The organism is Actinoplanes sp. NPDC000266 (genome assembly GCF_042899005.1).
In the GTDB taxonomy this organism is placed as follows: domain Bacteria; phylum Actinomycetota; class Actinomycetes; order Mycobacteriales; family Micromonosporaceae; genus Actinoplanes.
On sequence record NZ_JBIAZI010000024.1, the window covers coordinates 58,607 to 71,247 of the forward strand.

The window sequence follows — 12,641 nt, forward strand, 5'->3', positions numbered from 1 at the left end:
CGGTAGATCGACTGCTTGTGACGCGCCCCTCCTTGTCTCAGTCGCCCCAGCGGCCCGCCCAGCACCTCCCGCCCCTCTGTAGCTGTCGTGGCGCGACCGGACGACGGCCACGATGAGCTTCGAGTGACAGGCGGCGGCGGGGGTGCGCTCGCTGGAGGGGCGACGCCGTCCCGGAGGCGAAGGGCTCGCGGCCGGCGAAGCGGTGGATGTCGCCGACGTCGGCCAGGAGCCGGGCGGCGCCCGAGAGGGACGCTACCGACGGTGACCGTGGTGGGCTACGCTGCCGCCATGTCCGATGTGGATGGAGCGGGGAACCTCGACACCGGTGTGCCGCACTCGGCGCGGCTGTGGAACTACTGGCTGGGTGGCAAGGAAAACTTCGCTGCCGACCGGGCGGTGGCCGATCAGATCCTGGCCATGGTGCCGGAGATGGTGGCGTCGGCCCGGGCCGATCGGGCCTATCTCGGGCGCGTGGTGCGGTGGCTGGCCGGTGAGGCCGGCATCCGGCAGTTCCTCGATGTCGGCACGGGGATTCCGACGGCCGGCAACACGCATGAGGTCGCGCAGCGGGTCACCCCGGAGAGCCGCGTCGTCTACGTGGACAACGACCCGCTCGTGCTCGCGCACGCTCAGGTGCTGCTGACCAGCGATCCGCGGGGCGCCACCGACTACCTTCAGGCCGATCTGCGGGAGCCCGGCGCGATCATCGCCGGGGCGCGGCGGACGCTCGACCTCGGTCAGCCCGTGGCGATCACGATGCTCGGCATTCTGAACTTCATCCCCGACGACGGCGAGGCGGCCGCGGTCGTGGCCCGGCTCGCCGACGCGGTGCCGTCCGGCAGCTACCTGGCGATCTCGCATCCGACCAACGAGATCAACGGGGAGACCATGGAGGAGGCGCTGCGGTTCTGGAACGAGGGGCCGTCCGCCAAGATGGTGCTGCGCAGCGCCGCGCGGGTGCGGGCGCTCTTCGGCGGCCTCGAGCTGATCGAACCCGGCGTCGTCAGCTGCTCGCTGTGGCGGCCGGAGAGTGAGGGGGCCGCCGAGCCCGTGCCGCACTTCGGAGGCGTGGCCCGCAAGCCCTGACGGCTGTGCTGACCAGAGCGCGCGCGAGCCCGCCGGGCCTGGCATAGCCTGGCGTGATGCGCGAGAACTGGCTGGCCGACGCCGTCCTGTACGAGATCTACCCGCAGTCGTTCGCCGACTCGAACGGTGACGGGATCGGTGACCTGCGCGGCGTCATCGGCAAGCTCGACCACATCGCGTCGCTCGGCGTGGACGCGATCTGGTTCAACCCGTGCTTCGCCTCGCCGTTCGTCGACGCGGGCTACGACGTCGCCGACTACCTGATGATCGCGCCCCGCTACGGCACCAACGACGACATGATCGAGCTGGTCCGTGAGGCCGGCCGGCGCGGCATCCGGGTCATCCTCGACCTGGTCGCCGGCCACACGTCGATCGAGCACCCGTGGTTCCAGCGGGAGCTGGCGGCCGACGGCCCCAGCCCCGAGGGCGACCGTTACATCTGGCGGTCCGAGCCGCCGGCCGAGGGCTGGACGGTCGACATTCCCGGCATTCCGGCCTGGGTGCCGTCGCCGGGCCCACGCCCCGGCTGGTACCTGAAGAACTTCTACGACGAGCAGCCCGCCCTGAACTTCGGCTGGATCAACGGCGACGGCGGCGACCCGGTCGAAGCGCCCGGCCCGTTGCGCAACCGGCGGGCGCTGCGCGACATCATCGAGTTCTGGCTGTCCAAGGGCGTGTCCGGTTTCCGCGTCGACATGGCGTTCTCGCTGGTCAAGGACTACCGGATCGAGGCCGGTGTGAAGGCGTCGACCGACATCTGGCGCGAGATCCGGGACTGGATGGAGGCCGAATATCCGGATGCCATCCTGATTCCGGAGGGCGTGGAACCCCGTACAGGCAAGAAGTTGGCCTTTGACGCTGATTTCTTCCTGGTGATCAAGGAGGAGCACGCGAGCCTCTTCGACAACCAGGCCGCCGGCATCCTGCCTTTCCAGCCTCCGCGCGCCCCGTTCTTCGACGCCGAGGGCAAGGGCGGCACCCACACGTTCCTGACCGCGTGGGACGCCGCCCGCGACACCGACCCCCAGCGCCCGATCATCATGAGCACCGCCGACCACGACTTCGACCGTCTCTGCTGCGGCCCGCGCACGGCCGAGCAGCTCGGCGCCGCCCTGACGTTCCTGTTCACGTGGGGCAACATCCCCTGCCTGTACTACGGCGACGAGATCGGCATGCGCTACCTGCCGGACATGCCCGATGTGGAGGGCGCGGTGTGCAACCCGCTCTACAACCGGGCGGGCTGCCGAACCCCCATGCAGTGGGACGACACCCCGAACGCGGGTTTCTCCACCGCCGACCCGGCGAAGCTCTACCTGCCGATCGACCCCGACCCGCGGCGCCCCACGGTGGCCGAGGCGAACGAGACGCTGGCGCTGGTCCGCGACCTGATCGCCCTGCGGAAGAAGACGCCGGCCCTGCGCTCCCGCGACACCGCCGAGGTCCTCAACGACACATACCCTTTGGCGTACGTCCGGGGCGGCACCCACCTGGTCGTCCTGAACCCGCGCCGGGAGCCCGCGCCGTGGAAGATGCCGCCCGCCGACCTGCTCCTGGGCCAGGGCGTCGAGCAGACCCAGGTCCAGGGCTTCGGGTACGGCATCTTCGAGCTCCGGCGCCCAGCGTGACCGCCGAGGTGCCGTTCCGTCCGCTCGTCCTCGACCAGGCCGATGTCCGCTACGCCCACGGACCCGATTCCCGTCGCCGGGCGGACGTGCCGGCCGGCCGGACGGTCGAGTTCGAGTGGAACGACAGCGCTGTCTACCCGGGCACGTCGCGCAAGTTCTGGGTTCACGTTCCGGCGGGGTACGACCGGTCGCGGCCCGCGTCCCTGATCGTTTTCCTGGACGGCCAGTGGTATCTCGATCCCTCCGGCGAGGTCCGCGGCGCGATCGTGCTGGACAATCTGATCCACAGCGGAGACCTGCCGGTCACCATCGGACTGTTCGTGGATCCCGGCGTCCGCGCGGACAGCCGGAATCCGAAGAACCGCAACATCGAGTACGACGCCTTCGACGACCGTTTGGCCACCTTTCTGCTGACCGAGATCATTCCTCAGGTCACCCAGCGCTACGCGATCGCCGACGAGCCCGAGCGGTGGGGGATCTGCGGCGGCAGCAGTGGTGGCAACGGCGCCTTCACGGTCGCATGGCAACGCCCGGACAGGTTCCGGCGAGCGATCTGCTTCCTGTCCAGCTTCGTGCAGATGCCCGGCGGAAATCCCTATCCGGACCTGATTCCCAGCGTCCCCCGTAGGCCGCTGCGGATCTTCATGCAGGCGGGCCACCGCGATCTGCATTGGAACGAGCCCGAGCGGAACTGGCTCGCCGGCAATCTGCGCGTCGCCGCCGCCCTGGCCGAGGCCGGCTACGACTTCCGGCTCGTGCTTGGCGACGGCGGGCACAGCCCCAACCATGCCGGTGTCCTCCTCCCGGACGCGCTGCGCTGGCTGTTCGCGGTCACCGGGGGCGGCGATATTCGGCGACCACCAGTTCCGTGAGTTCCTCCAATGACGTGTCGGTGGCTCGTTTGTCGAACGTGATGCGGCCGTGCTGCAGGAGGTTGACGCGGTCGCAGACGTCCAGGACCTGGGCGTAGTTGTGGGCGATGATGATGACCGAGACCGAGCCCCGGCGTTTCAGGTCGCGGATCAGGTCGAGGATCAGGGCGCCCTCCTTGGCGCCCATCGCGGCCAGCGGCTCGTCCAGCAGCAGGACCCGGGCGTCCGAGTAGACCGAGCGGGCCACGGCTATCGCCTGGCGCTGGCCTCCCGACAGCTTGGCCACCTCCACCGTCACGTCGGGGATGTTGACGCCCATGTCCTTCAGGTGCTCGCTGGCCTTGCGGCGCATGATGCGGTTGTTCAGCAGGGGCCAGCGGATGATCTCCCGGTTGAGGAACATGTTGTGGTAGACCGACAGCTCGTTGACCAGGGCCAGGTCCTGGTACACCGTGTCGATGCCCAGGGAGCGGGCGTGGTCCACGCTCTTGAAGGTGACGGGGGTGCCGTCGACGAGAATGTCGCCGGCGTCGGGGCGGTGATAGCCGCAGAGGATTTTGATCAGGGTGGACTTGCCGGCGCCGTTGTCGCCTATCAGACCCAGGACCTCGCCCTTGTCCACGTGCAGGGTGACGTCTCGCAGGGCGGTCAGGGCGCCGAAACGCTTGGCGATGCCGGTGACTTCCAGGGCCGCGTTTGTCATGTTCTCCCCGCTCGCCGCAGGCGGGACAGGTACTGGTTGGCGATCATCGAGGCCAGGATGGCCAGGCCGAGGATCAGGTAGATGGTGTTGGCGCTGTAGCCGATCAGGTTGAAGCCGTTCTGGAGTTCGGCCAGCACCAGGGCGCCCAGGAACGCGCCGGCCACCGTGCCCGAGCCGCCGGCCAGGGCGGTGCCGCCGATGACCGCGGCCGAGATGGCGTAGAAGGTCAGTGTGGTGCCGCCGCCGATGTTGGGGTCGATCGTGTTGATGCGGGACGCCTCCATGATGCCGACCAGGCCGCCGAGCGCGCTCGTGATCATGAAGTTGCCGATCTTGATGCGGGAGGCCCGGATGCCGGCCTCGGTGGCGCCGACCGGGTTGCCGCCGACCGAGATCGTGTGCAGGCCCCAGCGGGTGCGGGTCAGGACCACGTGGAAGATCGCCACGATGATCAGCGCCCAGATGATCGACGCCCAGGGGCCGGCGCCGAGCCAGGTCTGGAACCGGCCCTTCATCGATTCGGGAATCGGCACGGGGTACGCGTGTGAGGTGATCAGCAGCAGGCCCTGCACCGCGAAGAACGTCCCGAGCGTCACCACGAACGACGCCACGTGCAGCTTGGTGACGATCAGGCCGTTGATCAGGCCGATGAACGCCGCGATGGCCAGCGCGATCACGAACGCGAGAAACGCCGGCACGTTGTAGAAGTCGATCGCGAAGTGCAGCAGGAACGGGGCGAACGCCGCCACGATGCCCACCGACAGGTCGATCTCGCCGCTGACCAGCAGCAGGACGATGCCCACCGCGACGATCGCGGTGGGCGCCGTTGCCTGGGCGATGTTGATCAGGTTGTCCTTGGTCAGGAAGACGTCGCTGACCGCCCGGAAGTAGACCATCAACCCCAGGGCGACCAGCAGCACGCTCGCCTCGCGGCGGCGTAGAAAAGCGTCGGCGAATCTAGCCATGCGCGATCGGCCCGGACCGGGGCACGAGGACCTTGTCGGTCGTCGAACCCTCGTACCTCGACTTGGTCGTCTGATAGGGGCCGACATTGTCCTTCGTGACGAACAGCAGGCCGGTGTTCGTCTCGCTCGGTGACATCAATCCGCCGGAGATCTTGAAGAAGTACAGATAAAGGACGGGCAAGAAGCCTTGGAGGTACGGCTGTTGGTCGATCGTGTAATCGAGGCTGCCCTCGGCGATGCCGGTCAGGGTCTCCGGAATCAGATCGAACCCGCCGGCGACCTTGAGGCTCTTCGTCCGCATGTTGTATTTCTTCGCCACCTGCCCGACGGATGACGTCGATCCCGCGTCGACCGCGAGCATGCCGCTGAGATCGGCGTGCCCCACGGCGTACGCGTCAATGATCGAAAGGCCTTTGGTGACATCGGCGTTGGTCGCCACCGCGGTGAAGGTGATCGCCTTTCCCGAGTCTTTGAAGGCCTGCTGGCAGCCGTCGATCCGCGGCTGGATGTTGAGCGCGCCCGGCGTCGCGATGAACGCCGCCACGTCGCCCGACTCGACCGTCTGCAGCGCCCGCTGACCGAGCGAATAACCCGATTCGTAAAGACCTTGGCCGATGTACGCCAGACGGTTCGTGCCCGGATCGCCGCGTGCCCCGTCGGCGTTGTAGGACACCACCGGAATGCCCGCGTCCAGGGCCTGGTCGACCGGGGCGTTGAACGCGTCCTTGTCGACGACCGCTATCGCCAGCCCGTCGACCTTGGCGCTGATCGCGGTGTTGGTCGCGTTCACCATCTCGGCCACGATCGAGTTCTGCGAGCCCGTCCACTGCGGCTTCTCGAGACCGAGCAGGGTGGCCGCGTCCTCCATCCCGTACTGCGTCGGGGTGAAGAAGGGGTTGGTGGTCACGTGGTTGACGAAGGTGAACTTCCACTTCGGTGTCTCGGGGAAGTTGCCGATGGCGCCGGCAGCCGAGGCCTTGTCGTCGCTGCACGCGCTGAGCAGCGCCCCGGCGGCGAGCGAGGCGCCGAAAAGCCCGGAGCCCTTGAGCAGCCGGCGGCGTGTCGTCGCGGGGAGGTCCAGGGTCTCGACGGCCTCCTCGACCTTCGGATGAACTTTGGACATGTCAGCCTCCATGCCCGTGCCCGACGGATCGGGCACGGGCGGATCGGGTGCTATCTGGACGTGCCGAACTGGTAGATCGTGGTCGACCTCAGGACCTGCCCGGGGCGCAGGACGGTCGACGGGAAGTTCGCGTGGTTGGGCGAGTCGGGGAAGTGCTGCGTCTCCAGCGCCAGCCCGTCACCCTGGCGGTACGCCCGGCCGCTCGTCCCGTAGAGCGTGCCGTCGAGGAAGTTGCCGCCGTAGAACTGGATGCCCGGCTCGGTCGTGACGATCGTCAGCGTGCGGCCGCTCGCGGCGTCGCTGACCTTGGCCGCGGTCTCCAGCTTCTGGTACGAGTCGTCGCGCCGGTCGAGGACCCAGTTGTGGTCGTATCCACGGCCGTACACGATCTGCTGGAAGTTGCTGCGGTTGCGCGCGCCGATCGCGGTCGGCTTGCGGAAGTCCATCGGCGTGCCGGCCACCGCGGCCAGCGTGCCGGTGGGGATCAGCGTCGCGTCGACCGGCGTGTAGCGCGACGCGTTGAGCTGGAGCTTGTGGTCGTCGATGGTGCCGGTGCCCTCGCCACCGAGGTTCCAGTAGGCGTGGTTGGTCAGGTTGACGACCGTGGCCTTGTCGGTGGTCGCGTGGTAGTCCATCCGGATGCCCTTGTCACGGGTGATCGTGTACGTGACGGTGGTGGTCAGGGTGCCCGGGTAGTTCTCCTCGCCGTTCGGGCTCACGTAGGTCAGGCGCAGCCCGACGCTGTTGCCGCCGGTGACGGGGGTGGCGCTCCAGACGCGCTTGTCGAAACCGACGTTGCCGCCGTGCAGGCTGTTCGGATCGTTGTTGATCGCGAGCTGGTACGTCTTGCCGTCGAGGGTGAACTGGCCCTTGGCGATCCGGTTGCCGTACCGGCCGATCAGGGCGCCGAAGTACGCCGGGTTCTTCGAGGTGACGTACTCGTCGAGGGTCTTGAATCCCAGCGTGACGTTGGTCAGCTGGCCGTGGCGGTCCGGTGTCTCCACGGTCTGCAGGATTCCGCCGTACGTCAGGATGCGAACCCGGAAAGCCCCATTGGTCAGCGTGTAGCGGTCGACGGCTTTACCCCCGACGCTGCCGAACGCCTCCTTGCTGATGGTGGGCTTGCCGCCCGCCTGCGACGACGATGCCCCGGCCAGGCCGAGGCCGGCGCCGAGGAGCATTACGGCCCCGGCGCGGACGAGCATTTTGACGGTGGCTGTCATGGTGCCTCGTTCCTTCGGGCGTGACGCCACGCCGCCACGGGCGTGGCGGTGCGAAGCCTTTGCCGATGCCGAGGACGGCCGGCCATCGGCCCAGACGGGGCCGGCTCGGGGTCCGAGCGCGGTCCGGATACGAGTACGCTGCGGACCGTAAGCAGGTTGAAAGATCGACACCAATCGTCCGATCGGCCGAATGGTTAACGTGAACATGGATCGTTTGACGGGGGCGGCCCTTCTCGGAGGGGTGCGGCAACGGGCGTGGTCGCTGTTGATCACGGCCGCCTTCCTCGTGCTCGGCGCCGCCGGTGCGGCCGGGCCGATGTTCGCCGAGGCCTCGGACAACGCCGCCTTCCAGCTCGGGCGCGACGCGATCTCACCCACGGCCCGGCAGTCCGACGCGGCCGTGGTCCGGCTGTCGGCCCCGGTCGGGCGGGCCAGCGCCGATCATCAGCGGGTCCTGGACAACCTGCGCGGGATCCCGCACCTGAGCGAGCCCGACCTCACCGGAGGGTCGATCGGGGCCGAACTGGTCGCGCCGACGTTCTGGGGATCGACGGCGTCCTTCCGCGGGGTGTCGGAGCGCGGTCGCCTCTTCGCGGTGACCTCACCCGCGGACGAGCTCGACGGCACCGCGCACGGGCGGGGCGGCCTATGGATCCCGCAACCCATGGCGACGTCACTGGGCGTGACGCCGGGCGAGAAGATCACAGTCAAAGTCACGGTGGGTACGTCTGGCCGGTCGCGCAGCGCGACGGCGAACGTCGACGGCGTCTACGCGGTCGACGCGGGCGGGCGCCTGCCGGCCGGTCCGGCCTGGACGCTGCGGCAGGGCGACACCCCGCCCGACACCGAGTACGAGACCCTGCCGTCCTACCTGCTGATCGGCGACGTGGCCACGATCGAGAAGCTGGCCCTCGAGGTCGGCGACGAGATCTTCTGGGCGGCCGAGGCGGGCCTGACCCCCGGCGTGACCCTGGCCGAGGCGCAGCGCACGGCCGACGAGGTGGAGATCCTGCGGAGGGGGTACGCCAGCGGGCTCGAATTCGATCAGGACAGCCCGCGCAGCATGCGGTTCGCCAGCGGCATCGGCCAGCTCGCCAGCAACGCCCGGGCCACGTCGAGCGCGGTCGAGCAGCGGACCCGCCCGGTCGAGTGGGCGGCCATCGGTGTCGGCCTGGCCTCGGTGCTGGCGGTGGCGTTGCTGAGCGCCCGCCGCCGCGACCGGGAGATCCGCCACGCGGTGGCGGTGGGCATGGCCCCGGCCCGCATCGGCGGCTTGTGGCTGCTCGAACACCTGCTGCCGGCGGTGATCGGAACAGTGCTCGGCGGGCTGGCGGCCTGGCAGCTGGTGGCCCGGCTGGGCCCGCCCGGCCGCCTGGCCGAGTCGTTCACCCCGGCCGCCACGTCATCGGCGACAGCGGTCCTGACCGGCGTCCTGGCCGTGGCCGGGGTAGGAGCGGCCTCAGCGTCCCGGCGAGTGCGCCCGGCCCCACCGGTGACCGTACGCCGCAAGCTCCCCTGGACGACCATGGTGGTGCTGGTCGCCCTCACCGCCGCCGCCGGCCTGGCCGGAGCCGGCGACGCTTCAGGCGGCGTAGATCTCCTCGTGCCCTTGCTGGTCCTGGTAGCCATAGGCGGCGTAGCAAGCTGGCTCCCCGGCTTGCTGGCCGGCCGCCCCCGCCTACCAGCGTCACTGCTGCGCCCGCCGGCGTCACCGCCCCGCTCACCGTCGTCGCCGCCCGCTCTTCTCGCCTCACTGACCGGCGCGCCTGCTTCGCCTGGGGGCCCGTCCGCTTCGCCTGGCGGCGCGTCCGCTTCATTGGCTGACCCGCCGACCTCACCGGTCCACCTCTCCATCGGACCGTCCGGCGGCGCGAGTTCTCAAGCTTTGTCCTCAGAGACCGCCTATTCACCAACTTCGCCGGCTGATAGCGGCGGTTTGGCCGCTTTGTCGGGTGAGCGAGACAGCGTGTCTTTTGCCCGCCTGGCACCCATAACGCCGGTGAGGCCAGGTGAGCCCGAGGGGCTGGCCGAGGAGGCTGATCCCGCCGAGCAGACTGCGCCCCCTGCGCCTGCCAGACCTGCTGAGCCCTCTGAGCAGGCGCCCCTTGAGCCAGCTGGGCGGGCTCAGCCAGCTGGGCGGGCTCAGTCAGCTGGGCAGGCTCAGTCAGCTGGGCGGAGTCAGTCAGCTGGGCGGGGTCAGTCAGCTGGGCAGGGTTCGCGTGCATCTGCTCGGCCGGGGGAGGGTGGTCCGGGCCATGGGCTGCCCTCGTCGCCGGGGCGGGGAGTGCTGTGGCTGGCTCGGCGACGGCTCGGGGAAGCCGGTGCCGAACGGCGGCTGGCCGTGCTTGTGATGACCGCCGGGCTGGGCATGCTTCTCTTCGCGCTTGCGGCTGTCGACTCCACCCAGGTCGCGGCCGATGATCGGGTTGCGGTGGCGGCCGGGGCCGAAGCCGTGGCCACCATCGAGGGCTCCTGGGAGATCGACCCCACGGCGATCCCCGTGCCGAAGGAGGATCCCACCCAACCCCGTCTCGAAGGGCCCGTTCCGGGCGTGCACTCGCCGGTGCTGCCGCCAGGGAGCACTGTTGTCTGGCGCACCGATGTCGACACGCCGATCGACTCCGTTCAGAAGGATCTGCTCATCGTCGATCCGGCGCGGTTCCGTGACGTCGCTCTGTGGGGGAGCGGGCCCGACCTCGCCGCCGCCCGGGCCGCTCTCGCTGTCATCGAGCGGGCGCCGGCCGACGCTTATGGGCGTCCCCGCGCCATCGCCGTCGGCGACCCGGCCACCGGTCAGATCGACTCGGTGCGGATCAACATCGGGTTCGCCGTGGCCGATCTGACCATCGCGGCCCGCGTGCCGGCCTTCCCCGGCATGGAGGGCCGCCCGATGTACGTCGTCGCCCACGACCCGATCCTCGGCGGTCTCGGCGTCGACGACCCCCGCCTCAAGCCCCGGAACCGGCAGCCCAACCCGTTGTTCGCGCAGACGTACCTCTACGGCACCGATGTTCCCGCCCTCCAGGCGGTCACCGCTCCGGTCCAGGTCCAGCCCTCCCGCATCGACAGCGCGGCCGAGCTGCGGCAGGACCCCGCGTACGTCGCCTCCTCCCGCGCCCGCGGCTACCAGCTCGCCGTTGCCGGTTACCTGGCGTTGCTGGCCGTGCTCACGCTCTGCATCTACGCTCAGCGCACGGCCACGCTCCGCCGGCCCGCCGACCTCATGCTGGCCCGCGTCGGCCTCGGCGCCGCCCGCGTGCGCCGGGCCCGCGCCATCGAGTTCGTGCTGCTGACCGCCGTCGCCCTGGCCGCCGCCGTCGGCGGCGTGGCCGCCCTGGCCACCCTGGGCCCGCGCCTGCTCGACGATCAGCCCGGCCTGCTGCCGCGCTTCGCCTTCCAGATCCCCGGACCGGCCCTGCTGATCACCGCGCTCGTGGCCGTCGTCGCGTCGGTTCTGGCCGTCGGGGTGAGCGGCGGGCGCTCGCTCCACGCGGAGGAGGACGCCTACCGTGACGACTGATCCTCTCCTGGAGGGACGCGAGCTCCTTCAGCTCTACGCCGCGCCCACCGGGGCCACCCAGGCGCTGCGCGGCGTCGACGTGACAGTGACCGGCGGGCGGATCAGCGCCATCACCGGGCCCTCGGGCAGCGGCAAGTCCACCCTGCTGGCCGTTCTCGCCCTGCGCGAACGGCCGGCCGGTGGCGAGCTGCGGCACCGCGGCCGCCTCGTCGCCGGGCTGTCCCGCCGCGACCTGCACCGGCTGCGCCGGCGGGAGATCGGCTGGGTCGCCCAGCGGCCCACGCACAGCCTCTTCCCCCAGCTGGACGCCCGCGGCCAGATCGTTCAGATGGCGCGACTGCGCGGGGCCGACATCGACGTGGACGCCGCCCTGTCCGAGGTCGCCCTCACCGAGCGGGCCACCGCCCGGCCCGCCGTCCTCTCCGGCGGCGAACAGCAGCGTCTCGCGGTCGCCGCCGCCGCTGTCGGCCCGCCCGCCCTGCTGGTGGCCGACGAGCCCACCGCCGAGCTCGACGACGACTCGGCCGCCCTGGTGCTGCGCCTGCTGCGGGCCCGGGCCGATCAGGGCAGCGCCGTCGTCCTGGCCACTCACGACGCCCGGGCCGTCGCCGCCGCCGACACCGTGCTGCGGCTGCGTCACGGCGTCCTCTCCGGCGAGCACAGCGCGGGCGAGGACCACACCGCCGCCATCGACGGCCTCGGCCGCATCCAGCTCCCCGAGGAGGTGCTCCCGCTGTTCCCCGGCGGAAGGGTCGTCGTCTCCCTGGTCGACGGGCACGTGGAGCTCCACCCCCGTACGGAAAGAGCCTGACCGTGCCTTTGATCGAAGTGCGCGAGGTGAGCCACACCCGCTCCGGCACGCGCGTGCTCGACGGCGTGGACCTGACGCTGGACGCGGCAGGGACGGCCGTCCTGGCCGGCCGATCGGGCTCCGGCAAGTCGACGCTGTGCCACCTGATCGCCGGCGTGATGACCCCGACCAGCGGAAGCGTGATGGTGGCCGGCCGTCCCGCCCACCCGGCGCCCGACTGGGCCACGGTCTCCCTGCTCCCGCAGCGGCTCGCCCTCGAACCCACGCTGACCGTCGCCGAGAACGTGCTGCTCCCGGCCGGCCTCCGCGGTCACCCGGCCGACCACGCCGTGCTCGACCGCCTGGGCCTGACCGCCATCGCCGACCGCCCGGCCCGCGACACCAGCCTGGGCGAGCAGCAGCGCACCGCCCTGGCCCGGGCCCTGATCCTCGGCCCGGCCGTGGCCGTCCTCGACGAGCCCACCGCCCACCAGGACGACGAGCACGTCCAGCTGGTTCTGGACGCCCTGTCCGAGGCCGCCACGACCGGCACCCTGGTCCTGGTGGCCACGCACGACCAGCGCGTCATCGATGGGGCCGACGTCGTCGTCCGGCTCCGTTCGGGCCGGGTCGACACCACCTAGTGTCGTGAGTCGTTAATGCGTGTGCAGTAGCGGGCGATGGATTCGAGGATCTGGTCGGCGGTTTTGGTCCACACGTAGGGCCGCGGATCG

At 70.4% G+C, this 12,641-nt stretch carries 10 protein-coding genes; 6 read left to right on the forward strand and 4 right to left on the reverse strand.

Translation table 11 applies throughout. From position 1 onward, the window contains the following. The first annotated feature begins 288 nt into the window (after positions 1 to 288). The 3 genes from ACFY36_RS50960 to ACFY36_RS50970 are packed head-to-tail and all read left to right on the forward strand — an operon-like array spanning position 289 to position 3,583. Complete coding sequence (locus ACFY36_RS50960) at positions 289 to 1,086, forward strand: SAM-dependent methyltransferase (protein ID WP_499753170.1); 798 nt, start codon at positions 289 to 291, stop codon at positions 1,084 to 1,086. Between the two features lie 56 nt (positions 1,087 to 1,142). Then, positions 1,143 to 2,711, forward strand: a complete 1,569-nt coding sequence (locus tag ACFY36_RS50965) for an alpha-amylase family glycosyl hydrolase (RefSeq protein ID WP_499753171.1) — start codon at positions 1,143 to 1,145, stop codon at positions 2,709 to 2,711. Beyond that, positions 2,708 to 3,583, forward strand: coding sequence for an alpha/beta hydrolase (locus tag ACFY36_RS50970; RefSeq protein WP_499753172.1), 876 nt, complete (start codon positions 2,708 to 2,710; stop codon positions 3,581 to 3,583). Before ACFY36_RS50965 ends, ACFY36_RS50970 begins: the two co-directional genes overlap by 4 nt. Here the strand turns inward: ACFY36_RS50970 and ACFY36_RS50975 are convergent. Genes ACFY36_RS50975 through ACFY36_RS50990 form a run of 4 tightly spaced genes read right to left on the reverse strand, consistent with a single transcriptional unit; the run spans position 3,543 to position 7,597 of the window. Then, the gene (locus tag ACFY36_RS50975) at positions 3,543 to 4,286 is read right to left on the reverse strand and encodes an ATP-binding cassette domain-containing protein (protein ID WP_499753173.1); all 744 of its coding nucleotides are present in this window, start codon (positions 4,284 to 4,286) and stop codon (positions 3,543 to 3,545) included. The two genes, ACFY36_RS50970 and ACFY36_RS50975, sit on opposite strands and share 41 nt — an antisense overlap. Continuing rightward, the gene (locus ACFY36_RS50980; protein WP_499753174.1) at positions 4,283 to 5,251 is read right to left on the reverse strand and encodes an ABC transporter permease; all 969 of its coding nucleotides are present in this window, start codon (positions 5,249 to 5,251) and stop codon (positions 4,283 to 4,285) included. The genes ACFY36_RS50975 and ACFY36_RS50980 overlap by 4 nt, the downstream gene beginning before the upstream one ends. Beyond that, positions 5,244 to 6,374 (reverse strand): sugar ABC transporter substrate-binding protein, encoded by a 1,131-nt coding sequence (locus ACFY36_RS50985; protein WP_499753175.1) that lies wholly within the window; start codon positions 6,372 to 6,374, stop codon positions 5,244 to 5,246. Before ACFY36_RS50985 ends, ACFY36_RS50980 begins: the two co-directional genes overlap by 8 nt. 50 nt (positions 6,375 to 6,424) lie before the next feature. Then, a complete protein-coding gene (locus ACFY36_RS50990) occupies positions 6,425 to 7,597 on the reverse strand; it encodes an aldose epimerase family protein (RefSeq protein WP_499753176.1) in 1,173 nt (390 codons plus the stop codon). Positions 7,598 to 7,802: 205 nt separating this feature from the next. Between ACFY36_RS50990 and ACFY36_RS50995 the strand changes: the two genes are divergently transcribed. The 3 genes from ACFY36_RS50995 to ACFY36_RS51005 are packed head-to-tail and all read left to right on the forward strand — an operon-like array spanning position 7,803 to position 12,551. Then, positions 7,803 to 11,117 carry an ABC transporter permease gene (locus ACFY36_RS50995; RefSeq protein ID WP_499753177.1) on the forward strand — a complete coding sequence of 1,105 codons (3,315 nt, stop codon included), beginning with the start codon at positions 7,803 to 7,805 and terminating at the stop codon, positions 11,115 to 11,117. Further along, on the forward strand, positions 11,107 to 11,928 hold the full coding sequence (locus ACFY36_RS51000; protein WP_499753178.1) for an ATP-binding cassette domain-containing protein: 822 nt from the start codon (positions 11,107 to 11,109) through the stop codon (positions 11,926 to 11,928). The genes ACFY36_RS50995 and ACFY36_RS51000 overlap by 11 nt, the downstream gene beginning before the upstream one ends. Positions 11,929 to 11,930: 2 nt before the next feature. Continuing rightward, entirely contained in the window at positions 11,931 to 12,551 is a 621-nt protein-coding gene (locus ACFY36_RS51005; RefSeq protein WP_499753179.1) for an ABC transporter ATP-binding protein, read from the forward strand. The last annotated feature ends 90 nt before the right edge of the window (positions 12,552 to 12,641 follow it).

Coding starts and splice junctions, on each gene's coding strand:
- ACFY36_RS50960 (WP_499753170.1), top strand. CDS start 289: ATGTCCGATGTGGATGGAGCGGGGAACCTCGACACCGGTGTGCCGCAC.
- ACFY36_RS50965 (WP_499753171.1), top strand. CDS start 1,143: ATGCGCGAGAACTGGCTGGCCGACGCCGTCCTGTACGAGATCTACCCG.
- ACFY36_RS50975 (WP_499753173.1), bottom strand. CDS start 4,286: ATGACAAACGCGGCCCTGGAAGTCACCGGCATCGCCAAGCGTTTCGGC.
- ACFY36_RS50980 (WP_499753174.1), bottom strand. CDS start 5,251: ATGGCTAGATTCGCCGACGCTTTTCTACGCCGCCGCGAGGCGAGCGTG.
- ACFY36_RS50985 (WP_499753175.1), bottom strand. CDS start 6,374: ATGTCCAAAGTTCATCCGAAGGTCGAGGAGGCCGTCGAGACCCTGGAC.
- ACFY36_RS50990 (WP_499753176.1), bottom strand. CDS start 7,597: ATGACAGCCACCGTCAAAATGCTCGTCCGCGCCGGGGCCGTAATGCTC.
- ACFY36_RS50995 (WP_499753177.1), top strand. CDS start 7,803: ATGGATCGTTTGACGGGGGCGGCCCTTCTCGGAGGGGTGCGGCAACGG.